Origin of the sequence: Rhodanobacter sp. B2A1Ga4 (genome assembly GCF_018101315.1) — a bacterium.
Taxonomy (GTDB): domain Bacteria; phylum Pseudomonadota; class Gammaproteobacteria; order Xanthomonadales; family Rhodanobacteraceae; genus Rhodanobacter; species Rhodanobacter thiooxydans_A.
The window spans coordinates 340,654-364,480 of the sequence record NZ_JADBJR010000001.1; the positions used below are offsets into that span (position 1 = coordinate 340,654).

At 68.5% G+C, this 23,827-nt stretch carries 27 protein-coding genes, 1 tRNA gene and 1 other RNA gene; 22 read left to right on the forward strand and 7 right to left on the reverse strand.

Features of this window, described 5'->3' with window-relative positions:
• Positions 1 to 6: 6 nt before the first annotated feature.
• Positions 7 to 405: a DUF6165 family protein gene (locus tag IMW82_RS01570; RefSeq protein WP_211003698.1), complete on the forward strand. Its 399-nt coding sequence runs from the start codon at positions 7 to 9 to the stop codon at positions 403 to 405.
• On the opposite strand, the gene IMW82_RS01575 is transcribed toward IMW82_RS01570, so the two are convergent.
• Positions 402 to 1,445: a glycosyltransferase family 9 protein gene (locus IMW82_RS01575; RefSeq protein ID WP_211004289.1), complete on the reverse strand. Its 1,044-nt coding sequence runs from the start codon at positions 1,443 to 1,445 to the stop codon at positions 402 to 404. The two genes, IMW82_RS01570 and IMW82_RS01575, sit on opposite strands and share 4 nt — an antisense overlap.
• Positions 1,446 to 1,494: 49 nt before the next feature.
• Here IMW82_RS01575 and IMW82_RS01580 point away from each other — a divergent pair, with 49 nt between their 5' ends.
• The 8 genes from IMW82_RS01580 to IMW82_RS01615 all read left to right on the forward strand — a co-directional run bounded on the left by IMW82_RS01580 (position 1,495) and on the right by IMW82_RS01615 (position 6,407).
• Positions 1,495 to 2,226, forward strand: coding sequence for a 3-deoxy-D-manno-octulosonic acid kinase (locus IMW82_RS01580; protein WP_211003699.1), 732 nt, complete (start codon positions 1,495 to 1,497; stop codon positions 2,224 to 2,226).
• On the forward strand, positions 2,223 to 2,981 hold the full coding sequence (locus IMW82_RS01585) for an MBL fold metallo-hydrolase (protein WP_211003700.1): 759 nt from the start codon (positions 2,223 to 2,225) through the stop codon (positions 2,979 to 2,981). Before IMW82_RS01580 ends, IMW82_RS01585 begins: the two co-directional genes overlap by 4 nt.
• Before the next feature lie 93 nt (positions 2,982 to 3,074).
• Positions 3,075 to 3,164 (forward strand) — tRNA-Ser (locus IMW82_RS01590).
• Between the two features lie 80 nt (positions 3,165 to 3,244).
• An RNA gene (gene ffs / locus IMW82_RS01595) (signal recognition particle sRNA small type) lies at positions 3,245 to 3,341 on the forward strand.
• Positions 3,342 to 3,424: 83 nt separating this feature from the next.
• Entirely contained in the window at positions 3,425 to 5,107 is a 1,683-nt protein-coding gene (gene dnaX / locus IMW82_RS01600) for a DNA polymerase III subunit gamma/tau (protein ID WP_211003701.1), read from the forward strand.
• Positions 5,107 to 5,430, forward strand: coding sequence for a YbaB/EbfC family nucleoid-associated protein (locus IMW82_RS01605; RefSeq protein WP_027485554.1), 324 nt, complete (start codon positions 5,107 to 5,109; stop codon positions 5,428 to 5,430). Before dnaX ends, IMW82_RS01605 begins: the two co-directional genes overlap by 1 nt.
• 13 nt (positions 5,431 to 5,443) lie before the next feature.
• Complete coding sequence (gene recR, locus IMW82_RS01610; RefSeq protein WP_211003702.1) at positions 5,444 to 6,043, forward strand: recombination mediator RecR; 600 nt, start codon at positions 5,444 to 5,446, stop codon at positions 6,041 to 6,043.
• 19 nt (positions 6,044 to 6,062) lie between these two features.
• Positions 6,063 to 6,407, forward strand: a complete 345-nt coding sequence (locus IMW82_RS01615; protein WP_108471374.1) for a histidine triad nucleotide-binding protein — start codon at positions 6,063 to 6,065, stop codon at positions 6,405 to 6,407.
• A gap of 63 nt (positions 6,408 to 6,470) precedes the next feature.
• Here the strand turns inward: IMW82_RS01615 and IMW82_RS01620 are convergent, their stop codons facing one another.
• From IMW82_RS01620 to IMW82_RS01645, 6 genes are read right to left on the reverse strand one after another with little or no spacing between them, the layout of a single operon-like run.
• Positions 6,471 to 7,055, reverse strand: a complete 585-nt coding sequence (locus IMW82_RS01620) for a Slp family lipoprotein (RefSeq protein WP_108471373.1) — start codon at positions 7,053 to 7,055, stop codon at positions 6,471 to 6,473.
• Positions 7,056 to 7,103: 48 nt separating this feature from the next.
• Positions 7,104 to 9,086: a DUF3488 and transglutaminase-like domain-containing protein gene (locus tag IMW82_RS01625; RefSeq protein ID WP_211003703.1), complete on the reverse strand. Its 1,983-nt coding sequence runs from the start codon at positions 9,084 to 9,086 to the stop codon at positions 7,104 to 7,106.
• Entirely contained in the window at positions 9,083 to 10,036 is a 954-nt protein-coding gene (locus IMW82_RS01630) for a DUF58 domain-containing protein (protein ID WP_211003704.1), read from the reverse strand. Before IMW82_RS01630 ends, IMW82_RS01625 begins: the two co-directional genes overlap by 4 nt.
• Entirely contained in the window at positions 10,036 to 10,977 is a 942-nt protein-coding gene (locus IMW82_RS01635) for an AAA family ATPase (protein WP_108471370.1), read from the reverse strand. The genes IMW82_RS01630 and IMW82_RS01635 overlap by 1 nt, the downstream gene beginning before the upstream one ends.
• 51 nt (positions 10,978 to 11,028) lie before the next feature.
• A complete protein-coding gene (locus IMW82_RS01640; protein WP_211003705.1) occupies positions 11,029 to 11,625 on the reverse strand; it encodes a Maf family nucleotide pyrophosphatase in 597 nt (198 codons plus the stop codon).
• Positions 11,622 to 12,077, reverse strand: coding sequence for a hypothetical protein (locus IMW82_RS01645; RefSeq protein WP_211003706.1), 456 nt, complete (start codon positions 12,075 to 12,077; stop codon positions 11,622 to 11,624). The genes IMW82_RS01640 and IMW82_RS01645 overlap by 4 nt, the downstream gene beginning before the upstream one ends.
• 173 nt (positions 12,078 to 12,250) lie before the next feature.
• Here IMW82_RS01645 and IMW82_RS01650 point away from each other — a divergent pair, with 173 nt between their 5' ends.
• The 13 genes from IMW82_RS01650 (at position 12,251) to IMW82_RS01710 (ending at position 23,723) form a co-directional block, all read left to right on the forward strand.
• On the forward strand, positions 12,251 to 12,724 hold the full coding sequence (locus IMW82_RS01650) for a YceD family protein (RefSeq protein WP_211004290.1): 474 nt from the start codon (positions 12,251 to 12,253) through the stop codon (positions 12,722 to 12,724).
• An 82-nt stretch (positions 12,725 to 12,806) separates the two neighbouring features.
• On the forward strand, positions 12,807 to 13,001 hold the full coding sequence (gene rpmF / locus IMW82_RS01655; RefSeq protein ID WP_007513171.1) for a 50S ribosomal protein L32: 195 nt from the start codon (positions 12,807 to 12,809) through the stop codon (positions 12,999 to 13,001).
• Positions 13,002 to 13,162: 161 nt separating this feature from the next.
• Positions 13,163 to 14,137 carry a beta-ketoacyl-ACP synthase III gene (locus IMW82_RS01660; RefSeq protein WP_108471366.1) on the forward strand — a complete coding sequence of 325 codons (975 nt, stop codon included), beginning with the start codon at positions 13,163 to 13,165 and terminating at the stop codon, positions 14,135 to 14,137.
• A 144-nt stretch (positions 14,138 to 14,281) separates the two neighbouring features.
• A complete protein-coding gene (fabD, locus tag IMW82_RS01665; protein WP_211003707.1) occupies positions 14,282 to 15,229 on the forward strand; it encodes an ACP S-malonyltransferase in 948 nt (315 codons plus the stop codon).
• Positions 15,230 to 15,272: 43 nt separating this feature from the next.
• A complete protein-coding gene (gene fabG, locus IMW82_RS01670; protein WP_211003708.1) occupies positions 15,273 to 16,016 on the forward strand; it encodes a 3-oxoacyl-ACP reductase FabG in 744 nt (247 codons plus the stop codon).
• Positions 16,017 to 16,213: 197 nt separating this feature from the next.
• Positions 16,214 to 16,453 (forward strand): acyl carrier protein, encoded by a 240-nt coding sequence (acpP, locus tag IMW82_RS01675; protein ID WP_007513179.1) that lies wholly within the window; start codon positions 16,214 to 16,216, stop codon positions 16,451 to 16,453.
• A gap of 241 nt (positions 16,454 to 16,694) precedes the next feature.
• Entirely contained in the window at positions 16,695 to 17,933 is a 1,239-nt protein-coding gene (gene fabF / locus IMW82_RS01680) for a beta-ketoacyl-ACP synthase II (protein WP_108471364.1), read from the forward strand.
• Between the two features lie 35 nt (positions 17,934 to 17,968).
• Positions 17,969 to 19,294, forward strand: coding sequence for an aminodeoxychorismate synthase component I (locus IMW82_RS01685; protein ID WP_211200119.1), 1,326 nt, complete (start codon positions 17,969 to 17,971; stop codon positions 19,292 to 19,294).
• Complete coding sequence (gene pabC, locus IMW82_RS01690) at positions 19,294 to 20,121, forward strand: aminodeoxychorismate lyase (protein WP_211003710.1); 828 nt, start codon at positions 19,294 to 19,296, stop codon at positions 20,119 to 20,121. Before IMW82_RS01685 ends, pabC begins: the two co-directional genes overlap by 1 nt.
• Entirely contained in the window at positions 20,118 to 21,155 is a 1,038-nt protein-coding gene (gene mltG / locus IMW82_RS01695) for an endolytic transglycosylase MltG (RefSeq protein WP_211003711.1), read from the forward strand. The genes pabC and mltG overlap by 4 nt, the downstream gene beginning before the upstream one ends.
• A complete protein-coding gene (gene tmk, locus IMW82_RS01700; protein ID WP_211003712.1) occupies positions 21,152 to 21,793 on the forward strand; it encodes a dTMP kinase in 642 nt (213 codons plus the stop codon). Before mltG ends, tmk begins: the two co-directional genes overlap by 4 nt.
• The gene (gene holB, locus IMW82_RS01705; protein WP_211003713.1) at positions 21,790 to 22,725 is read left to right on the forward strand and encodes a DNA polymerase III subunit delta'; all 936 of its coding nucleotides are present in this window, start codon (positions 21,790 to 21,792) and stop codon (positions 22,723 to 22,725) included. Before tmk ends, holB begins: the two co-directional genes overlap by 4 nt.
• A complete protein-coding gene (locus tag IMW82_RS01710) occupies positions 22,722 to 23,723 on the forward strand; it encodes a PIG-L family deacetylase (protein WP_211003714.1) in 1,002 nt (333 codons plus the stop codon). Before holB ends, IMW82_RS01710 begins: the two co-directional genes overlap by 4 nt.
• The last annotated feature ends 104 nt before the right edge of the window (positions 23,724 to 23,827 follow it).

The following is a 23,827-nucleotide window of genomic DNA, read 5'->3' on the forward strand; positions in this document are numbered from 1 at the left end:
AAGACCATGAGCCTGATCCAGACCCCGGTGTCCTATGGTGAGCTGATCGACAAGATCACCATCCTGGAGATCAAGTCGCGCCGCATCACCGATGCGGCCAAGCTGGCCAACGTGCGCAACGAGCTGGACCTGCTCAACGCGACCTGGGCCAATGACGCGGCTTCGCGCACCGACATCTCCGGCGAGCGCGCACATTTGCTGGCGGTGAACGAGCTGCTGTGGGACATCGAGGACCGCATCCGCCTGAAAGAGCGGGCGCAGGCGTTCGACGCCGAGTTCATCGAGCTGGCACGTTCGGTGTATTTCCGCAATGACGAACGCGCGGCGTTCAAGCGCGAGATCAACCTCAAGCTAGGCTCGCAACTGGTCGAGGAAAAGTCGTACCAGGATTACCGCGCGGTCTAAAACAGCCGCATGTCGCGCGCGGCAGCCTCGTAGCGTTCGATGACGTCGTCCACGCCGATCAGATCCATCACGCCGGGCTTCTCGATCTTGCTGCCCCACGGGATTTCGCTGGCCGGTCGGCCGAGATACTTGCGCGCGGCCTCGTCGTACTTGTTCACGCACCAGCGGCGGTCGGAATACGGGCCGGAGCGGTCGGGGTTGCTCGCCGCGTGCAGGCCGAGCACGCGGGTGCCGACCGCGTTGGCCATGTGCATCGGGCCGGAGTCCGGAGTCAGCAGCAGCTGGGCGCGCCCCAGCAAAGCCAGCAGTTTCTTCAGCGTGTCCTTGCCGGTGAGATCGAGCGGCGCCGACTGGCATGCCGCCAGCACGGCGTCGGCCATCTCGCGCTCGAAGGTGGAGGGGCCGCCGACCATCGCCACGCGCCAGCCGCGCGCGGCGGCATGGTCCATCACTGCGGCATAACGCTCCGGCCGCCAGTTCCGCAGCGCATGGCTGGAGGTGGGACTGACCAGCAGGGTCGGCGTGTCGCCGGGAAGTTGTTCGGCGGCCCAGGCGTGCGCTTCGTTGGGAATCGGGATGTCCCAGCGCACCTGGGTCTGCTTCAGTCCCAACGGTTCGCAGAAGCTGCCGATCGCGTCCAGCACGTGCTCGCCGCTGCGTGCGGGGATGCGCTCGTTGACGACTAGGCCGTGCAGGTCCTTCGCGCGCGCGCGGTCGTAGCCGATGCGCCGGTCGGCTTTGATGCCCAGGCTCAGCAGGTTCGAGCGCAGCGCCACCTGCATCTGCAGCAGCGCGTCGAAACGCCGGCCGCGCAACGCCGCATGCACGGCGCGCATGCCGGTCCAGCCGGCGGCCTTGTCGAAGGTGACGAATTCCACGCCGGGCAGGTCGCCGACCAGCTTGCGTTCCAGCTTGCCGACGATCCAGGTCAGCGAAGTTTGCGGCCACGCCTGCTGCAAGGTGCGCAGAAGCGGCACCACGTGGGTGACGTCGCCGATGGCGGAGGTGCGCAGCAGGCAGATCGAGGCGGGGGCAGTGATCGGGTTCGGGGTCATGGGGCTGGGTTAGAATCCGGGGCAGTCACCGGGCATGATGATGCAGGAACGAACCCACAAGGATGCCGAAGGCACGATTCTGTTCGACGCCGAGGCATCGCCACAAGTCGGGCATGACTGGTTCGCGCCGGATTACTGGCGCGAGCGTGGTGCGCTGCGCATGCAGGCCGGCGGTCGCGGCGGCGTCGCGATCGTGGCCACGCCGGTGGGCGAATGCGTGCTGCGGCATTATCGTCGTGGCGGCCTGGTCGCCGCGCTGATGGGCGATCGGTATCTGTGGACCGGGGCCGATCGCACACGCCCGTTCGCGGAATTCCGCCTGCTCGCCGAGATCGCCCGGCTGGAACTGCCCGGTCCGGCGGTGGTGGCCGCGCGGTATCGCCGGCATGGCCCGTACTACACCGCCGACCTGATCACCCGCCGCATCGCCGACGCAGGGACGCTGGCCGAATGCCTGGCGGCGGGGCGGCTGGATGGCGAACTGGCGGAGGAAGTCGGCGCGCTGGTGGCGCGTTTCCATCGCGCCGGCGTCTGGCATGCCGACCTGAACGCACACAACGTGCTGGTGGCACCGGATGGGCTGTACCTGATCGATTTCGACCGCGGCCGCATGCGCATCCCTTCCGTGGCCTGGCAACAGGCGAACCTGCAGCGTCTGCGCCGGTCGCTGCTCAAGCTCGGCGCGGCCGCCGACGGCGAGGCGGCGTTCGAGAAGGGTATCTGGCAGCCGCTGCTCTACCGCTATGGGCGTACGCTGAACCCATGAACTGGCATTTGCATTTTGTTGGCGTGGGCGCCGCGCACGCGGTGGAGCTGGGCTCGTCGGCCGTGGTGCTGGAACGTGCCGGCGTACCGCTGCTGCTGATTGACTGCGGCCCTGACACGCTCGACCGCTACCTGGCGGCTTACGACGCGTTGCCGCCGGCCGTGTTCATCACGCATACCCACATGGATCACGTGGCCGGGCTGGAGCAACTGTTCATCCGCCTGTGGTTCGACCCGCACCTGCGCGGCACCACCCGGGTGTTTGTCCACGCCGCGCTGATGCCGTGGCTGCAGACGCGCGTCGCCGACTACCCCGGTGCGCTGGCCGAGGGCGGCGCCAATTTCTGGGAGGCGTTCCGCCTGGTGCCGTGCACCCGTGGTTTCTGGCTGGATGACCTGTGGTTCGACGTGTTCGCTACCCGCCACCATGTGCCGGGCACCTCGTACGGCCTGGCGCTGGACGGCAGCTTCGTCTACACCGGCGACACCCGGCCGATCCCCGAAGTGCTGGCCAGCCGTGCCGACGCCGGCGAAATCGTCGCCCACGACTGCGGCCTGGTCGGCAACCCCTCGCACACCGGCATCGACGACGTCGAGCGCGAGTATCCGAAAACATTGCGCGCCCGGCTGCTGCTTTACCACTACGGCAGCGAAGCCGATGGCACTGCGCTGGCTGCACTCGGCTATCGCGTCGCCAGCCCCGGCGAACGGGTTGCCTTGCCCGCCCCGGTGGAACCCAGGGCTGACGCTGGCTGAATCCGTGCCGCTCGCTTGCCTGCATGGCCCTGCTGCCGGTATTCTTGCCGACTCTTTGCAGGGTTGGATTCCCGCAAAGAGGGTCAAGTATGCGGAGAGGTGTCCGAGTGGTTGAAGGAGCACGCCTGGAAAGTGTGTATAGGGTAAAACCTATCGCGGGTTCGAATCCCGCTCTCTCCGCCAGTTTCTGAATTGGTGCGACAGCCTGAAGCTGGCGCAACAGCAAAACAACAAGCGATATCGCTTGACGTCCATGGTGGCCCCGTCGGTCCCCCCGCGACGATAGTTCGCAAACTCCGCCAGGTCCGGAAGGAAGCAACGGTAGCGAATGATTCGGGTGCCGGGGTGTGGCTGGCGGGGCCGCCGCCATTTCCGGACGGCGCTTTTACTGACTTACCCCCGCTGACTTGGCACAATCAGTCTTCGCCCCAAGGTAGTCAGGCATGTCTTATCAGGTACTCGCCCGCAAGTGGCGTCCGCGCAAGTTCGCCGAACTCGTCGGGCAGGAACACGTGGTGCGCGCGCTCACTAATGCGCTCGACACCGGGCGCATGCACCACGCCTACCTGTTCACCGGCACCCGCGGCGTCGGCAAGACCACCATTGCGCGTATCTTCGCCAAGTCGCTGAACTGCGAGCGCGGGCAATCGGCCGATCCCTGCGGCGAATGCTCGGTGTGCACGGCGGTGGACGAGGGGCGTTTCGTCGATCTGCTGGAGATCGACGCGGCCAGCAACACCGGCGTGGACGACGTGCGTGAGGTGATCGAGAACGCGCAGTACGCGCCGTCGCGCGGCCGCTTCAAGGTGTACCTGGTCGACGAGGTGCACATGCTGTCGAAGAACGCGTTCAACGCGTTGCTGAAGACGCTGGAAGAACCGCCGCCGCACGTGAAGTTCCTGCTCGCCACCACCGACCCGCAGAAGCTGCCGGTGACGGTGCTGTCGCGCTGCCTGAAATTCAATCTGAAACGCCTGCTGCCGGAGCAGATCTCCGGCCAGATGCGGCACATCCTTGGCGCCGAGAACATCGCCTACGAAGACGGTGCGATCGGTGAGTTGGCGCGCGCCGCGGACGGTTCGCTGCGCGACGGCCTGTCGCTGCTGGACCAGGCGATCGCCTACGGCGGCGGCGCGCTGCACGCCGACGACGTGCGCAACATGCTGGGCAGCGTGGCGCGCGGGCAGGTGCTCGGCGTGCTCGACGCGCTGGCTGCCGGCGACGGTGAGCGGCTGCTGGCCGAATGCACGCAGATCGCCTCGTACTCGCCGGACTTCGGCGGCGTGCTGGACGACATCGCCAGCGTGCTGCATCGGCTGCAGCTGATCCAGTTGATCCCCGGTTATCGACCGGAGGAAGACAGCGACGATGACGGCGCGCTGCTCGCCTTGGCCGGACAGATGACGCCGGAAGACGTGCAGTTGTATTACCAGATCGCCACCTCGGGCCGGCGCGACCTGGCGCTGGCGCCGGATGCGCGCACCGGTTTCGAGATGGCGCTGCTGCGCATGCTGGCGTTCCGTCCCGGCGACGGCGCGCCCGCCACGCGCACGGAACGACCCGCGTCGGCGCCGTCGCGTCCCGCGGCTCCGGCACCTACCCTGGCACCGGCACGACCCGCCGCCGCGCCGGCACGTCAGCACGAAGCCCCGCCGCCATCGCGCGCCGCGCCGGCATCGACGCCGGCCGCCGCCGCTGCACCGATCACGCGGGACGAGAACGGTTTGCCAGACTGGGAGACGCTGATCGAGCGCGCCGGCCTGCGCGGGCCGTTCGGCCTGTTGGCGCAGAATGCGGTATTGCGTGAGCGCGACGGGCAGACCCTGGTGCTGGCGCTGCAGCCGGCGCACATGAGCCTGGCGGTGGAGCCGATGGTGAGCCAGATGGAGGAGCGCATCGGCCAGGCGCTGGGCGAGCGCATCCGCCTGCGCTTCGTCAACAGCAGCCAGACTGCCGCCACGCAGACCCCGGCGGCACGTGCCGCGCAGGCGCGCGATGCGGCCCAGGCCGCGGCCGAGCAGGCGATCGAGGGCGATCCGCTGGTGCAGTCGCTGAAGCGCGAGTTCGGCGCGCGCGTGGTGCCGCAATCCATCAAACCCTTTGACAGCGAATCCGGAGCAGTGTGATGAGAGGACAGATCGGCCAGCTGATGCAGCAGGCCCAGCGCATGCAGGAAGACATGAAGCGCGCGCAGGAGGAAATCGCGAAACTTGAAGTCACCGGCAGCGCCGGCGGCGGCCTGGTCAGCGTGGTGATGACCGGCGCGCACGAGGTGCGCCGTGTGCAGATCGACCGGCAGACGTTCGCGGACGACCCCGAGATGGCCGAGGACCTGGTCGCCGCCGCGATCAACGACGCGGTGAACAAGGTGGCCGAAGTCAGCAAGAACAAGCTCGGCGGCGTCACTGCCGGGATGAACCTGCCGGCCGGCTTCAAGATGCCGTTCTGATGCACGGAATCGAATGAGCGGCTCCCCCCTCCTCGCCGACCTGATCGAAGCACTGCGCTGCCTGCCCGGCGTGGGCGGCAAGAGTGCGCAGCGGATGGCCTTCCATCTGCTGGAGCGTGAGCGCGAACGCGGCCTGAAGCTGGCCGCGGTGATGGAGCAGGCGATGCGGCGCATCGGCCATTGCGAGCGCTGCCGCAACTTCAGCGAGGAACCGCTGTGCGCGCTGTGCGCCAGCGTCAGCCGCGACCGCCAGGTGCTGTGCGTGGTGGAGTCGCCGACCGACCTGGCGGCGATCGAGCAGGCCACCGGCTACCGCGGCCAGTATTTTGTGCTGATGGGGCGGCTGTCGCCGCTGGACGGGCTGGGCCCGGAAGAACTGGGACTGGCGCAACTGATTCAGCGACTGGGCGAGGGTGAGATCGAGGAGCTGATCATCGCCACCAATCCGACCGTGGAAGGCGAGGCCACCGCGCATTACCTGGCTCAGCTGGCCCGTGCCGGCGGCGTGCGGCCGACCCGGCTGGCGCACGGCGTACCGCTGGGCGGCGAACTGGAATACGTCGATCGCAGCACGCTGGCGCACGCGTTCGGCGGCCGGCAACTGCTCGATTGATTACCGCAGGGGAACGATCATGACCGACACGATTTTCAGCAAGATTGTCCGCCGCGAGATTCCGGCCGACATCGTCTACGAGGACGACGAGGTGCTGGCGTTCCGCGACCTGAATCCGCAGGCGCCGGTGCACGTGCTGTTCATCCCGAAGCAGCCGATGGCCACCCTCAACGATGCGACGGCGGGCGACGCCGAGTTGCTCGGCAAGTTGCTGCTGGCCACGGCGGCGTACGCGAAGCAGGAAGGTTTTGCCGAGCAGGGCTACCGCACGGTGATCAACGCCAACGAGGATGGCGGGCAGACCGTGTACCACCTGCACGTGCACCTGCTGGCGGGGCGACGCATGCACTGGCCGCCGGGCTGAGCGTGGCGGCGCCACATCCCGCACATGAAAACGCCGGCTTCGAGCCGGCGTTTTCATGTGCGCTTACTTCTTCGGCGGCGGGGGCGGCGGGGGCGGCCGCACCACGATCACGCGGGGTTGATAGTAGCCGTAGGGATAACCGCCCCAGTACGGGCCGAAGCCGGGTCCCCAGAACGGGTCGTAGAAACCGGGCGGATAGTTGACGACAACCGGGCGCTTCGGCCACAGGTAGACCACGTCGGCCTCGACGCGCGGGTAGGCGTAATCGAAGTCGCCCACTTTCTGCGACACCGTGCCGTGCAGCGTGCCGGTGACGGTCAGCTCGCGGCCGCGGACGAATACTTCCGGATCGTAGAAGCCATCGCGGCAGGCGACGAAACGGCCCTGGTTCTCGCCGTTGTTGCCGCCTTTCGGGCGAGCCTGGCTGTCCAGCGGACGCGACAGCAGGTAGAAGCAGGTCTGCTGCGGGCCCGGTTCGGTCTTGATGATCTCGCCGCCCCAGCGCACGCGCGTGCCACCCGCACCACCTTGCTGGGCGCTGGCAGTGGAGACGTCGGTATAGGTGCCTTCCAGCGGTTTCGGAATCGTCGCGCACCCGGCCAGCAGGGCGAGCGCGGCGGCGAGGGTCAACGGGCGGTACAGGGACATGGGGATCTCTCCATACTTGGGCGACGGCCTGCGCCGTCGTGTCGGCTCTTATTTGACCACGTTGACGATACGGAAATCCCGCACGGCGTGCTGGAACGCACGCAATGGTTCAGTCGGCGGTTCGTCATGGGCATAACGCAGTTCCAGGTAACTCCTCATCAAGCTTGCCAGTTCATCGCGTTGACCGGGCAGCGCCCGGGCGGCGCGGCTCAGGTAATGCTGCGGGCCTTCGGCGGGGCGGCGTGCAATGCCCTTGCGCGCCAGCTTACGCTCCAGCTCGCGCAGCGCGCCGCGCAACGGGTCGCGTGGCTGCCGCCGCAGCAAGGCCCACGCCAGCCCGATCGCGATGAACAGCACGCTGCTGATCGCCAGCAGCACGCCGAGCGTCGCCGTGTCGGCGTCGCGGATGCCGAACGGGGTCAGCAGGCCGCGCTGGCGTAGCGCATCAAAACCGATAACGCCCTGGTCCCACCAGCGGTTGACGATGTCCCAGCGATTGCGCAGGCCCTGCAGCCAGTCGTTGCGATACCACGACAACTGGTCGCCGGCGGCCGCGGCCGCACCTAGCGAAACGCGCTCTGGGCGCACCGCGCCGGTGGGATCGACGCGCACCCAGCCGCGCCCGGCCAGCCACACCTCGCTCCACGCATGCGCGTCGGAATAGCGCACCAGCAGGTAGTCACCGAGCTTGTTCCAGTAGCCGCCCTGGTAGCCGGTGACCACCCGCGCCGGGATGCCGGCGGCGCGCATCAGCACGGTGAACGCCGACGAATAGTGCTCGCAGAAACCCTCGTGGGTGTCGAACAGGAAGTCGTCCACCGAATCGCGTCCCAGCGGCGCCGGGGCCAGCGTGTAGCGGAAACCGCCGTCGTGGAACAGGCTCAGCGCGGCCTGCACGATCGCGGCGTCGTCGCCGCCGTAGCGCTGCCGCCATTGCGCGGCCAGCGCGTGCGTGCGCGGGTTGAAATCCGCCGGCAGGCGCAGGCCGAGGCGGCGCGAGCGTTCGTCCAGATCAGGCTGCAGCCGGTAGCGCAATGCCGAGCGCGCGGCGTAGTCGAGCGGGTCGTTGACCGGCTTGTCGGCCATCACCTCGTGGTCGGCCTGCAGGCTGGCCTGCGCCGGCGCCTGCAACGGCACGTCCAGCATCGGCAGCACGCGTCGCCGGGTGGGTTGCAGGCTGATCCGGTAGCTGATTGAACTGGCCACCTCCAGCGGCGCCGGTTGCCGTGGTGGAGCGTATCGCGGGTCGAGCTGGCGCCAGCTGCGGCCGTCGAAATTCCACATCACATAAGCGCGGAAGTAGCGTTGATCCGGTGGTGGCGGCGCACCGTCGAAACTCACCCGCATCGCGGGATGGTCGTCGGTGAGCAGCTCGGTGAAATTGCCTGGCGTCATGCTGTCGCCGAGGCCGGTGCGCGCCTGGTTCGGCGAAGGCGCGCCCCACAGCGGCGAACTCAGTCGCGGTACCAGCAGGAAGGCCAGCAGGGCCAGCGGCAGCGCCGCCGCGGTCAGCGCCAGCGCCGGCAGCAAGGCTCGCGGCAGGCTGGGTGTCGGCAGTTGCCCGGGTTCCAGCGCGCGCAGGGTGGCCAGCGCCGGCAGCAGGCCCAGCGCGACCACCACGGTGGCGACCAGGCCCTGGTCGAACAGCAGCGCGGCCATCAGCGCGAAACAGGCGAAGCTGATGCCCACGCGCACGTCGCGCGCCGTCTCGGTTTCCAGCAGTTTCAGGATCAGCAGGCCGACCGCCAGCGCCGTGCCCGGCTCGCGGCCGAAGATGTTGCCGTACTGCACGATCACCGCCAGCGTCAGCAGGGCCAGCAGCGGCAGCTTCAGCCAGCCCGGTACGCGGCCAGCGCGGTGCCGTCGCGGCCACCAGCGCCAGCCGAGGATCAGCGCCAGCGTGATGGCGAGCCACCACGGCAGGTGCGGCGCGTGCAGGCCCAGCACCAGCGCCATGGTCAGGCTGAGCAGGTCGAACGCGCGGGTGTCGATCGGTCGCGCGCTCGGCGGCCGGGGCCAGCGCGGCGTCATGGCAGCTGCGCCAGCGCGTTCATGCAACGTGCGTAGTGCAGCGGCCCGCTGCCGCCGGGGATCTCGTTGCCGGGCAGCCACAGGCTGTAGTGGCGGCGCTGCGCCTGGGCCTCATTCAGCCAGCGCGCCAGCCGGGCGATGCGCGCCTCGTTGTCGAGTCCGCCCAACTGGCGCCAGTCGAGTTGCCATTGTGGATGGCTTTGCGGCTGCTCGAAATCCTTCACCAGCAGGCTCTCGTGGCGGGCGCTGGCCTTCCAGGCGACATGTCGTTGCGGGTCGCCGGCGCGGTAGTCGCGCAGTGCGGCCAGTTCGTCGCCGCGATGCAGGCGCATGTGACGGGCGTCGTCGGCGCGGGCATGCGGCGGCGGCCCGGCCGATTCCGCACGCGGCCAGACCAGTACGGACTGCTCGGGATGCAGCCAGCTCCAGGCACGGAACAGACCCAGTGGCCAGCTGCTCCACACCCGCAGGCGTGGCAGCGGCTGCCAGCCGCGTCGTGCGGTGGGCAGGGCCAGTTTCACCAGGGCGCTGGCATGGCCGTCGAGCGCGAAGGCCGTCGTACTGTCGCCCAGGTCGACGCGGATCGCGTTGCGCGGACGCCGGGAGTCGAATGCCAGGGTGAGCTCGAGCGACTGGCCGGCGACTGCGTGGCCGGCGCGGATGTGGCCAAGGCGCAGGCCGTCGAGACTGCGGAAGGCCACCAGCATGCTGGCCGCGCTGGCCGCACCGAGCAGGCAGGTGAGCAGCAGGGCGGCGTTGTTGGCGTAGTTCAGCGCACCTACCAGCATCACCAGCAGCAGCACGGAAAAGCCGAGGCCGAAGCCGGTCGGCACGATGTAGATGCGCCGGCGGTGCAACTCGATCGGCAGGCTCTCGGGGCGGCGGTAGCGGGTGAGTGCGGGCAGCCGGCGTTCGGCCCATCGCTGTAATCGCTGCAGCAGGTCAGGCATCAATCCACCGCCACCTCGGCCAGCAGCTGCCGCGCCAGCGTGTCGCCGTTGGCGCCGCGCGCCGGCAGCAGGCGATGCGCGGCCAACGGCACGAACAGCGCCTGGATGTCTTCCGGCAACACGTGGCCGCGGCCGCTGAGCAACGCCCACGCGCGCGCCGCGGCGAGCAGCGCCAGGCCAGCGCGCGGCGACAGGCCTACGCGGATGTCGGCATGTCGCCGGCTGGCGGCGAGCAGGGCCTGCAGGTAGTCGAGCAGGGCGGCGCTGGCGGTGATCGCCTGCGCCTGGCGGTGCAGCGCGAGCAGCGCCGTGCCGTCGAGCTGCGGCGTCAGCTGGGCCAGCAGGTCGCGGCGGTCGCTGCCGGTGAGAAGGGCGCGCTCGGCGGTGGCGTCCGGGTAGTCCAGCGAAAGCCGTAGCATGAAGCGGTCAAGTTGCGAGTCAGGCAGCGGGAAGGTGCCGTTGAGATCCAGCGGGTTCTGCGTGGCGACCACGAAGAACGGCTGCGCCAGCGCATGCGTCTGGCCGTCCACGGTGACCTGGCCCTCGGCCATCGCCTCCAGCAGCGCGCTCTGCGTCTTCGGGCTGGCGCGGTTGATCTCGTCGGCCAGCATCAGGCCGGTGAAGATCGGGCCGGGGTGGAAGCGGAACTGGCCGGTCTCGCGCTCGTACACGCTGACTCCGATGATGTCCGACGGCAGCAGGTCGCTGGTGAACTGCACGCGCTGGAATTCCAGCGCGAAGGTGGCCGCCAGCGCGTGCGCCAGGGTGGTCTTGCCCACGCCGGGCACATCTTCCAGCAGCAGGTGGCCGCCGGCGATCAGGCAGGTGAAGGCGAGCTTCACCTGGCGCGGCTTGCCCAGCAGCACACGGTTGACCTGGGCCATCGCGGCATCCAGGCGTTGCTGCAGGGGTTCGTCGTGGGGCTGGGTCAACGCTGACATGGGGATCCGGGCGTTCGGGTGGCGATGGGTGAAACGCAGTGTAGCCGTGGCTCAGGGCAGCTCGATGCCTGCCTCGCGCAGCAGCCGGGCCAACGCGATCAGCGGCAGGCCGATCAGTGCACTCGGGTCGCGGTTGTCGATCGCCTCGAACAGGCTGATGCCAAGGCCCTCACACTTGAAGCTGCCGGCGCAATCCAGTGGTTGTTCGCGTTCGACGTAGCGGGCAATCGTCGCTGCGTCCAGTTCGCGAAAGCGCACGCGGGTATGGTCGACGTGGGTGTGCTGGCGACCATCGCGGGTATCGAGCAGGCATAGCGCCGTATGGAAATGCACCTCGCGGCCGGAACTGGCGGCGAGCTGGGCACGGGCGCGCTCGGCGCTGCCCGGCTTGTCGAGGATCAGGCCGTCGAGTTCGGCGACCTGGTCGGAGCCGATCACCAGCGCATCCTGGTGGTCGCGGGCGACCGCCGCGGCCTTGGCGACCGCCAGGCGCAGGGCGCGTGCGACGGGTGCTTCGTCGGGCCACGGGGTTTCGTCGGTTCCGGGGGCGGCCTGCTCGAAGTCGGGGAGCAGCCGGCGCAGCAGCTCGGCGCGATAGCGCGAAGTCGAACCCAGTACGATGCGGGGCGCTTGGCGGGGCAGGCTCATGTGTCCGATTCGCGCCGGATGTGTTCGCGCATCGCGCTGTTCAGGTCGGTCTGGGCCTGGTCGAGGGCCTTCAGCAGCGGCTGCAGGCGGTTGCGGGTGCCGCGCATCGAGGCGGCGGCCTCGTCCAGTTCATGCTGGCTGGCGCGCGGCGAGCGGTCGCGGATCCACAGGCGCTGCTGCAGCAGCGCGCGCAGGCCGGCGTCGATCGCATGCTGCGCGTCCTGTTCGCTGGCGGCCGGCAGGTCGGGATTGAGCGACATCACCGCGTGCGCCTGCTGCAGGCCGTTGCGGCAGGTCTTCAGGTCGATTTCCAGCCGGTCGGCCAGGTCGAGCAGGGTTCGCAGGCTGCTGCCACGCAGTGCCTGGCGCCGGCGCAGCAGCAGGACGACGGCCACCAGGGCAATCAGCAAGGCCAGCAACACGGCGGTGCCGAGCGTCAGATAGGAGTTCAAGGGCGATGGCTCGGGCGACAGGGAGATTCAGTCTGCCCCATCGGGGCCGGATCAGGCAAAATAGGCGGCTGGCACGGCGGGGCGATGCCGTCCCGGTTGACTTCGGGCGGTTCCGAACCTAACATTCCGCGATTATGTCCGTGACACTGCCAGAGTCCGTGGACGCTTGGCGCATGGTCTCGGCGCGGCGTTCGTTCGAAGGAACGCTACCCATCGCGACCATGTCCCGCCTGTGCGAGGTGTTGGCGAGTACCGATGGGCTGCTGCAGTTCGAGCTGGATTTCGGGCGCGACGAACTGGGCATCAGCTACGTCGACGTTCGTGCACGGGCACCGCTGGCGCTGATCTGTCAACGCACGCTGGAGCCATTCGTGCTGCCGGTCGTGGTGGACACCCGGCTGGGCCTGATCAGGCAGGAGCGCGACGAGGCCGGGCTGCCGCCGGATTGCGAACCGCTGCTGGTGGCCGAGGATGGCCGGTTGAATCCGGCGGTGGTGATAGAAGACGAATTGCTGTTGGCGCTGCCGCTGATTCCGGTCAACCCGGACAGCAGCCTGCCCGACGAAGTGACAGGCCATGACCCGGACTCTGCCGGCGAGGGGCGTTCCGAAAGTCCGTTCGCGGTGTTGCGCGAACTGAAGAAGTAACCGCCGGCCCGGATCGTCCGACCCGGGCCATGACGCAACAGATCAACCTGTTCAATCATCAAGTTTCAGCTGGAGAACCACCATGGCCGTTGCCAAGAGCCGCCGTACCCCGTCCACCCGCGGCATGCGTCGTGCGCACGACGCGCTGAAGACCGTGCAGCTGTCCACCGATCCGACCAGCGGCGAGGTGCATCAGCGCCACCACGTCACCAAGGACGGCTACTACCGCGGCAAGAAAGTGATCGAGACCAAGGGCGCGGTGTCGGTCGAGGATTGACCGGTTTCGCGGAGCCCTGCGGGGTTCCCGGATTTCGGTCAGGCGAGACGGCGCGGCAACGCGCCGTTTTGCGTTGACGGATACCACGAATGCCGCAGGGGACGGTTGCGCTGGCGCCGTTCAAGGCGTTCAATCCTTCGTTTACGTTGATGGACAGCTGAATGGCCCAGATCTATTCCCGCATCATCGCCACCGGCAGCGCCCTGCCGGAGCGTGTGGTAACCAACGCCGATCTGGAAAAGATCGTCGACACCAGTGACGAATGGATCCGCACCCGCACCGGCATCCGCCAGCGGCACATCGCCGCCGACGGCGAGACCACCGGCGACCTGGCCTTCCGCGCTGCGCAGCAGGCGCTGGAGAGCGCTGGCGTCAAGGCTTCCGAACTCGACCTGATCGTGCTGGGCACGACCACGCCGGACATCATCTTTCCGTCCACCGCCTGCCTGGTGCAGCATCGCCTCGGCGCGAACGGCTGCGCCGCGTTCGACGTCAATGCGGCCTGCTCGGGTTTCGTTTACGCGCTGGGCGTGGCCGACAAGTTCATCAAGAGCGGGCAGTCGAAGAAGGTGCTGGTGATCGGTGCCGAGACGCTGACCCGGATGGTCGACTGGAGCGAGCGCGAGACCTGCGTGCTGTTCGGCGACGGCGCCGGCGCGGTGGTGCTGGAGGCTTCCAGCGAGCCGGGCATCTACGCTACCTGCCTGCATGCCGACGGCGGTCACAAGGAACTGCTGTACAACCCGGTCGGCGTGTCGGCCGGCTTCAAGGACGAGCCGAATCACGGCGTGCGCATCCGCATGGCCGGCCGTGAGGTGTTCAAGGTCGCGGTGAAGACGCTCGACTCGCTGGTCGGCGAGACCCTGCAGGCCGCCGGCATGGACGAATCGCAGGTGGACTGGCTGATCCCGCACCAGGCCAACCTGCGCATCATCGAGGCGACCGCGAAGCGGCTGAACATGTCGATGGAGCGCGTCATCGTGACCGTCGACAAGCACGCCAATACCTCGTCCGGCTCGGTGCCGCTGGCACTGGACTACGCGGTGCGCTCGGGCAAGGTGCAGCGCGGCCAGAACCTGCTGCTGGAGGCGTTCGGCGGCGGCTTCACCTGGGCCTCGGCGCTGCTGCGTTACTGAGCCGCTTGCCGCTCGAAGGCTTTTCCACGATGCCGCCCACTCGGGCGGCATCGTGTTTTGTGCCCCGGGAAATATTGAATACAGCTGCGTATGGGCGGCGATGCTGGCACCATGGCGGTTTTCGTCGGCAGGATCCACGCCTCCATGAGTTCGATTTCCGCTCCGCTTGCTTTCGTTTTCCCCGGCCAGGGCTCGCAGTCGGTCGACATGCTGGCCGAACTGGCCGTGGCACATGCCGAGGTGCAGGCCACGTTCGAGGAAGCCTCGCAAGGCGCCGGCGTCGACCTGTGGAAGCTGAGCGTGCACGGCCCGGAAGACCAGCTCAACCGCACCGAGAACACCCAGCCGGCGCTGCTGGCTGCCAGCGTGGCGGTGTGGCGGGTGTGGCGGAAGCTGGGCGGTGTGCAGCCGGCGCAGTTGTCCGGCCATAGCCTGGGCGAGTACAGCGCGCTGGTCTGTGCCGGCGCGCTGTCGCTGCATGACGCAGCGGCGCTGGTCGCCGAGCGTGGCCGGTTGATGCAGGCGGCGGTGCCGGCCGGCGTGGGCGCGATGGCGGCGATCCTCGGCGGCGACGATGCGCAGATCGCGACCGTATGTGAGGAGGTTGCGCAGGGCCAGGTGGTGGCGCCGGCCAATTTCAATTCGCCGGGCCAGCTGGTGATCGCCGGCAACGCTGAGGCGGTCGACCGCGCGCTGGCCAGGCTCGCCGAGCAGGGTGTGAAGAAGGCGATCAAGCTGGCCGTGTCGGTGCCATCGCATTGCGCGCTGATGCGCGGGGCGGCTGACCGGCTGGGCGAGCGGATGGCCACGATCGACTGGCGGCTGCCGTCGATCCCGGTGATCCAGAATGCCGAGGCTAAGAGCTACGCCACGGTCGACGACATTCGCGGCGCGCTGCAGCGCCAGTTGTACCTGCCGGTGCGCTGGACGGAATGCGTGCAGGCGCTGGCCGCCGGCGGCGCCACGCGCATTGCCGAATGCGGTCCGGGCAAGGTGCTGACCGGCCTGATCAAGCGCATCGACAAGGGCATCGAGGCGCGTGCCATCGGCACCCCGGCCGAACTCGATGCCGCGCGTGCCGAGTGGGCGTGAGCGCCGGCTTTTCCGATTTCCGATTTCCGAAGGGACGATTCCAATGAGCAAACCACTGCAGGGTGAAATCGCGCTGGTCACCGGCGCCAGTCGCGGCATCGGCGCGGCGATTGCCGACGAGCTGGCGGCGATGGGGGCCACCGTGATCGGCACCGCCACCAGCGAGAGCGGCGCCGCCGCCATCGGCGAGCGGCTGGCCGCGCATGGCGGCCACGGCCGCGTGCTGAATGTCACCGACGGCGCGGCGGTTGAGGGGCTGATCGACGGCATCGCGAAGGAGTTCGGTGCGGTCTCGATCCTGGTCAACAATGCCGGCATCACCCGCGACCAGCTGTTGATGCGCATGCCCGAAGCGGACTGGCAGGCGATCATCGACACCAACCTCACCTCGGTTTACCGCACCTCCAAGGCGGTGATGCGCGGCATGATGAAGGCGCGCAAGGGCCGCATCATCTCGATCGCCTCGGTGATCGGGCTCACCGGCAATCCGGGCCAGTCCAATTACGCAGCAGCCAAGGCCGGCATCATCGCGTTCTCCAAGTCGCTGGCGCGCGAAATCGGCAGCCGCGGCATCACCGTCAACGTGGTGGCGCCAGGCTTCATCGATACCGACATGACCCGCGCGCTGCCGGAAGAATCGAAACAGGCACTGCTCGGCCAGATCGCACTGGGGCGGCTGGGCGAGGCATCGGACATCGCCAGGGCGGTGGGCTTCCTGGCCTCGCCGGCGGCGGCCTACATCACCGGGGAAACCCTGCACGTCAATGGCGGCATGTACATGCCGTAGGAGTTATGGACGCAGTTGTCGCCAGCGGCCCGGTTTTAGGCGACAATCGCGTTTTGGCGCCGGTCATGGGGGGCACGCCTCTCCATCACCGGCCAATCGTGGCGGCCACGCGGTTTAGCCACTACAATGCGCCGGCCTTTCGCGGGCCTCGCGCCGGCACAGACAAATCAATTATTTCCTTGAGAGGTATGGGCAACATGAGCACCATCGAAGAGCGCGTCAAGAAAATCGTCGTCGAGCAGTTGGGCGTGAAGGAAGATGAAGTCACGGCGAACGCTTCGTTCGTGGACGACCTGGGCGCAGATTCGCTGGACACGGTGGAACTGGTGATGGCACTCGAGGAAGAGTTCGAGACCGAGATTCCCGACGAGGACGCCGAGAAGATCACCACCGTGCAGCAGGCCGTTGATTACATCAAGGCCCACTCCAAGGATTGATTGATCCGGGATTGATCGCCACGCACCAGGACCGGCACGCGCCCGCTGGCCAGCCCGGTTCCATGTGGCGATATCGAACGCTGCGCCATCTTGGCGCAGTTTTCGTTTCTGCAATTTGTAACGTCCGACCCCGTATGGTGGGCAGGATGCCCGCCAGGCACGACCGGGCGACGTCCTCGCGACTGATGCGGGACGGCTGCCGGCAGCGGCAGATCCACGCAATCATCCAAGGAACATCAGCATGAGCAAGCGACGTGTGGTAGTGACCGGCATGGGCATCATCTCGCCGGTCGGCAACGACATCGCCAGCGCCTGGGAGCGTGTGCTCAAGGGCGTCAGCGGCATCGGTCCGGTTACCCATTTCGACACCTCCGCTTATTCGACGCGCATCGCCGGACAGGTCAGCGGTTTCGACCCGGCTGAATGGATGCCGCTGAAAGACGTCAAGAAGATGGACCCGTTCATCCACTACGGCGTGGCGGCGGGCACCCAGGCACTGCGTGATTCCGGGCTGGAAGTGACCGAGGCGAACGCGCCGCGCATCGGCGTGGCGGTGGGCGCCGGCATCGGCGGCCTGTACACGATCGAGGCGACCACGCTGGAACTGGAAGCGAAGGGCCCGCGCCGGGTCTCGCCGTTCTACGTGCCCAGCTCGATCATCAACATGGTTTCGGGGCAGCTGTCGATCATGTTCGGCCTGAAGGGTCCGAACATCGCCTGCGTCACCGCCTGCACCACCGGCGCGCACAACATCGGGCTGGCCGCGCGGATGATCCAGTACGGCGATGCCGACGCGATGATCGCCGGCGGCGCCGAGTTCGCCACTACCGGCACCGCGATGGCCGGCTTCTGCTCGGCCAAGGCGATGTCCACCCGCAACGATGAGCCGACCAGGGCGAGCCGCCCGTGGGACAAGGACCGCGACGGCTTCGTGCTGTCCGATGGCGCCGGCGTGCTGATGCTGGAGGAATACGAATTCGCCAAGGCCCGTGGCGCGCGCATCTACGCCGAGCTGGTCGGTTTCGGCATGAGTGGCGACGCGTTCCACATGACCGCGCCGAGCGAAGGCGGCGAAGGTGCAGCCCGCTGCATCCAGACCGCGCTGAACGATGCCGGTCTCAATCCTGCCGACGTGCAGTACGTCAATGCGCATGGCACCTCCACGCCGCTCGGCGACTTGGGCGAGGTGATGGCGGCGAAGAAGGTGTTCGGCGATCACGCGTACAAGCTGGCGATGAGCTCGACCAAGTCGACCACCGGCCACCTGCTTGGCGCGGCCGGTGGCGTCGAGGCGATCTTCAGCATCCTGGCGCTGCGCGACCAGGTGCTGCCGCCGACGATCAACCTGGACGAGCCGGGTGAAGGCTGCGACCTCGATTTCGTGCCGCACACCGCGCGCGAGGCGAAGGTCGAGGTGGCGATCTCCAACTCGTTCGGCTTTGGTGGCACCAACGGCACGCTGGCCTTCCGTCGCGTCTGACTGACCGATCGGGCGTGACCTGCCATCGCCGCTCCCTGGACGGCCGGCGCGACCTGCTTGCGCCGGCCGCTTCGTTTCCTGCTCGCTATCCCTGCCTGCTGGAAAGCGTGGTGCATGGCACCGCGCAGTCGCGCTACGACATCCTGTTCGCATTCCCGCGCGAACGGCTGACCCTGCACGCCGACGGTTGCCTGCGCGATGAGGCGGACAGCGTGCGTGAGGGTCGCTTCCTCGATGCACTGGATGCCGCCTGGCAGGCCGAGCGCCTGCCGCTGGAAAACGACGGGTTGCCGTTCCACGGCGGCTGGGTGCTGCTGCTGGCGTACGAACTGGCTGGCGAGATCGAGCCGTCGCTGAAACTGCAACCGCCGCCGACGCTGCCGCTGGCACTGGCCGTGCGCTGTCCGGCCGCAGTGATCGTCGACCATCTGCGCGATTGCACGATCCTGGTCGCCGAGGCGGGCCACGAAGACCTGCTCGACGCGCTGGAAGCCGATCTTGCGGCCATGCCACCGATTCCGTCGCTGGCCGCCCCGGCCGGTTGGGACGAAGACGCGCCGCAGCGGTTCCTCGACGGCGTGGCGCGTATCCACGAGCACCTTTACGCGGGCGACATCTTCCAGGTGAACCTGTCGCGCGCCTGGTGCGCGCGTTTTGCGCAGCCGCCCGTACCGGCCTCGCTGTATGCCGTGTTGCGCCGGGCCAATCCGGCGCCGTTTGCCGGTCTGCTGCAGCAGCCGGGCTGGGCGGTGGCAAGTTCCTCGCCGGAACGGCTGGTCGAAGTGCGCGGCGGCGTGGCACAGACTCGGCCGATCGCCGGCACGCGGCCCCGATTGCCGGGTGACGATGAGCTGGCACGCATCCGCGAGCTGAGTACGCACCCGAAGGAACGCGCCGAGCACGTGATGCTGATCGACCTGGAGCGCAACGACCTCGGCCGCGTCTGCGTGCCGGGCACGGTCGAGGTCGACGAACTGATGGTGGTGGAGAGTTATGCCCACGTTCACCACATCGTCTCCAATGTACGCGGGCGCCTGCGCGCCGAGGTGACGCCCGGCGAGGTGATCGCCGCCACCTTCCCGGGCGGCACCATCACCGGCTGTCCCAAGGTGCGCTGCATGGAAATCATCGCCGCGCTGGAAGACGCACCACGTGGCGCGTATACCGGCGCGCTGGGCTATCTCGATCGCAACGGTGAGCTCGACTTGAACATCCTGATCCGCACCCTGACCCTGATTGGCGACGAAGTGAGCCTGCGCGCGGGCGCCGGCATCGTGGCCGACTCGGTGGCGGCCAGCGAACTGGAGGAGACCCGCGCCAAGGCGCGCGGCCTGCTGCGTGCGCTGGGAGTGCCGGACTGATGACGGCGTGCATGCTGGTCGATGGCGTGGCGGCGGCGCAGGTGTCGGTGCTGGATCGTGGCCTGGCCTATGGCGACGGCCTGTTCGAGAGCATCCGCCTGGTCGGCACGGTGGCGCCGCTGTGGTCGCGGCACATGCAGCGGCTGGCCGAAGGCTGTGTGCGCCTGCGCATCCCGGCGCCCGATCCGGCACAACTGTGGCACGAAGCGCTGCAAGTCAGCCGCGGCATGCCGGCCTCGGTACTGCGCATCACCGTCACCCGCGGCCCGGGTGAACGCGGCTACGCCCTGCCGGCCTCGCCGCAACCGACGCGGGTAGTGGCCGCCTTCGCGCCGCCACCGGTCGCCGCCGAGGCTTACGCACAAGGCGTGCGCCTGCGCGTGTGCAACATCCAGCTGGCGGAACAGCCGCTGCTGGCTGGCATCAAGCACCTCAACCGGCTGGAGCAGGTGCTGGCGCGTGCCGAGTGGAATGATCCGGCGATCGCCGAAGGTGTGCTGCTGGATAGCCATGGGCGGGTGATTTCGGCGACCATGGCCAATCTGTTTGCGCTGGTCGACGACGAATGGCTGACGCCGTCGCTGGACCGTTGCGGCGTGGCCGGAGTAGCCCGTGCCGAGGTGCTGGCGGCGTGTCCGCAGGCACGGATCGGCGAGTTGACGCTGGTTGCCTTGCGCGGTGCCAGCGAGGTTTTCCTGAGTTCGAGCGTGCGCGGCATCCTGCCGGTGCGTTCGCTGGATGAACGCAGCTATGCGCCGGGCACCATGACCCGCCAGTTGCAGCAACATTGGCGGGACCTGGGATTTTCGATGGAGCAGGGCGGATGAGCGACAAACGGATGCGCGGGCGCGCATGGCCACGGCTGTTGTTGCCGATCGTGCTGCTGGGGTTGCTCGGCGCGCTGGTCTACGGCTGGAACGACTACGCCCGCTTCGGCACCGCACCGCTGAACGTGGCAACGCAGGGCGACAGCATCGACATCAGCCGCGGCAGCAGCTTCAAGGGCATCGTCGGCGAGTTGCGCCAGCGCGGATTCAGCACGGCCCACCCGCTGTACTGGCGCCTGCTGGCCGAGCAGATGCACGTGGCCGGGAAGTTGCACGCCGGCGAATATGCCCTGGAACCCGGCATCACCCCGCGCCAGCTGCTCGCGAACATGGCGGCCGGCCGGGTGCTGCAGCGCAATTTCACCATCGTCGACGGCTGGACCTTCGCCGAGTTGCGCCAGGCGCTGGCCAGGGTCGAGAAATTGAAGCACGACGGCGCCGCGCTCGACGATGCCGCGATCATGCAGAAGATCGGTGCCGGCGGTGAAGCGCCGGAAGGCCGTTTCCTGCCCGAGACCTATGCCTACGTGAAGGGTGACAGCGACCTGGACATCCTCCGCCGCGCGCACGCCGCGATGGTGACGACACTCGACGGGCTGTGGCCGGGGCGTGCGCCGGACCTGCCATTGGCCACGCCGTACGAGGCGTTGATCCTGGCCTCGATCGTGGAGAAGGAAACCGGCCGCCCGGACGAGCGCGCACAGATTGCCGGCGTGTTCGTGCGGCGCCTGCGCAACCACATGCTGCTGCAGACCGACCCCAGCGTGATCTACGGCATGGGCGCCAGCTACGCCGGCAACATCCACAAGAGCGACCTCACCACCGACACGCCGTACAACACCTATACCCGCGCCGGCCTGCCGCCGACGCCGATCGCGCTGCCGGGCAAGCCGGCGCTGGTGGCGGCGCTGCATCCGGCCGATGGCGACACGTTGTATTTCGTGGCGCGCGGCGATGGCGGCCACGTGTTCTCGCGCACGCTGGAGGAACACAATCACAACGTCGACTGCTATCAGCGGAAACGTTGCCAATGACCACCGCGCGCGGAAAATTCATCAGCCTGGAAGGCGGCGAGGGCGCCGGCAAGAGCACCTTGCTGGCTGGCCTGCGCGAGTACATCGAACGGCACGGCATCGCGCTGGTGCAGACGCGTGAACCCGGTGGCACAGGCGTGGGCGAGGCGGTGCGCGCGATCGTGCTCGATCCGGCCCAGCATGGGCTGGCCGCCGAGACCGAACTGCTGCTGATGTTCGCCTCGCGCGCGCAGCTGGTGCGCGAGGTGATCGAACCGGCGCTGGCGGCTGGGCAATGGGTGCTGTGTGACCGATTTGCCGACGCCAGTTACGCCTACCAGGGTGGTGGCCGTGGCCAGCCGGTGGAACGCATCGCGGAACTGGAACGCTGGGCCTGTGCCGGCGTGAAACCCGACCTGACCCTGCTGCTCGACCTGCCGGTGGCGACCGGCCGCGCCCGTGCCGCCGGCCGCGGCGACGCCGACCGCATCGAGATCGAGGCGGATGCGTTCTTCGAGCGGGTGCGCGCGAGCTACCGCGAACGCGCCGCCGCCGAGCCGCAACGTTTCCGCGTGATCGACGCCAGCCAGCCACCCGCTGCCGTGCTGCAAGCTGCGATCCGGATACTGGCTGTGATGGTTGAGGAGACACGGGCATGAACGGGCTGCCCTGGCACGCCGAACACTGGGCGCGGCTGCAGGCACGTCGCCAGCGTGATGCGCTGCCACATGCCTTGCTGCTGTGTGGTGCCGTGGGCCTGGGCAAGCGCGCGTTCGCACAGCGCTTCGTGCAGGGCTTGCTGTGCTCCGAGCCACGGGACGGCGACGCCTGCGGGCATTGCCGCAGTTGCCTGCTGCTTGCCGCCGGCTCGCATCCGGACGTGGTCACGCTGAGCTTCGGCCTGCGCAAGGACGGCGTGCAGCGCAGCGAGATCGTGGTCGACCAGATCCGCGAGCTGTCGGCGCGACTGGCCATGGCCAGCCAGTTCGGTGGCTGGCAGGTGGCGCTCATCGACCCGGCCGACGCGATGAATTCCGCCGCCGCCAACGCCTTGCTGAAGACACTGGAGGAACCGGCCGCGCAGACTATGCTGATCCTGCTGGCCGATGCGCCGTGGCGCCTGCCGCAGACCATCCGCAGCCGCTGCCAGCGGATCGAGTTCCAATTGCCCGCCACGGCGGACGCGCTGGCCTGGCTGCAGGCTGAAGGCGTGCGCGATGCGCCGGCTGCACTTGCCGCTGCCGGCGGCAATCCCGGCCTGGCCAGGGCCTGGGCCGGGGAGGGTGCGCTGGAGCGGCGGCAGGAAGTGCGCAAGGACCTGGCCGCACTGGCCGCCGGCCGCGGCCAGCCGACCGAGGTGGTCAAGCGCTGGCTGGACAACGAACCGGCGCAGCGGCTGTGGTTTGCCGCCCAGGCCAGCGCCGACGAGATCAGGGCACGCTCGGCGGCTGCTCGCGGGCCGCTGGCCAGCGCCATGGATGTCGAGGCGCTGGGTCACTGGTACGACGCAGCCAATCGCACCCGCGAGGGCCTGCGCGGCCCGCTGCGCGCCGACCTGCTGCTGCTGGAACTGCTGGCGCAGTGGCGATGAGCACAGCCGCTGCCTGCCCATCGCCGGCGACGGCTGCGGCGAGCGGATTGCCGGCATTTTCCACACAGACCCGCCTGCTGGTGGTGGCACCGCACCCGGATGACGAGACCATCGCGACCGGCCTGTTGATCCAGCAGGTGCGGGCGGCTGGCGGCGAGGTGCGGATCCTGTTGCTGACCGAAGGCGACAACAACCCATGGCCGCAGCGCTGGCTGGAGCGACGCGTGCGCATCCACGCCGCCGATCGCCAGCGCTGGGGGCTCCGTCGCCACGCAGAGATGCTGCAGGCGCTGGAATGCCTCGGCCTGTCGGCGCCGGCGCTGCAATCGCTGGGCTGGCCGGACCTTGGCATCACCGACGAGCTGCTGCGCGCGGGCCATGCTTCGGTAGCGGCGTTGTCCGCGGCGATCGGCCGGTTCGGCCCCAGCCTGGTGGTGGCGCCGGCACTGGCCGATCGTCATCCTGATCACGCCGCGGCGCACGTGCTGGTGCGTCTGGCGCTGGCGGCACTGGCCGATCCACCACCGCTGCTGAACTACCTGGTGCATGGCCGCGCCGGAGACGGCGATTCCTTCGAGATCCACGGCACTGCGGTGCAGTCGGCGTACAAGCGCGCGGCGTTGGTCGCACATCGCAGCCAGATGGCGCTGAGCGGCAAGCGCATGCTGCGCCTGGCAGCCCGGCCCGAATGCCATGCCGGACTGCCGTCACCGTTGGCCGCGTTGCCGTGGCGACCACCGCGCTGGCTGCATCCCTGGCTGCGGCTCAGCGTGGTAGGTTCGGCGGGCGTGCTCAGTTGGCGTTGGCGTGATGCACCGCTGCAGCGCGACCGGGCTGGCCGGTTCCAGCTGTCGATGCCGGTGGGGACTCCGTGTTTCGCGCGTCTGGCACTGGCCGTGCGCTCACCGTGGATTTTCGACCACTGGGGCTGGTGCGAGCTGTCCGGCCACGCCGGCGAGGCCGGATCGGGTCTTGCACCGGCCGATCGACCCGGCTAGTTTCGCTCAGGCTCCTGGGGGAAATGGCCGCGACCCGGCCTGTCATCGCGTTTCGCCTGGCCGTCTTCCGGCCGGTACCTGCTGATCCGGGACCTCTCCGGAGC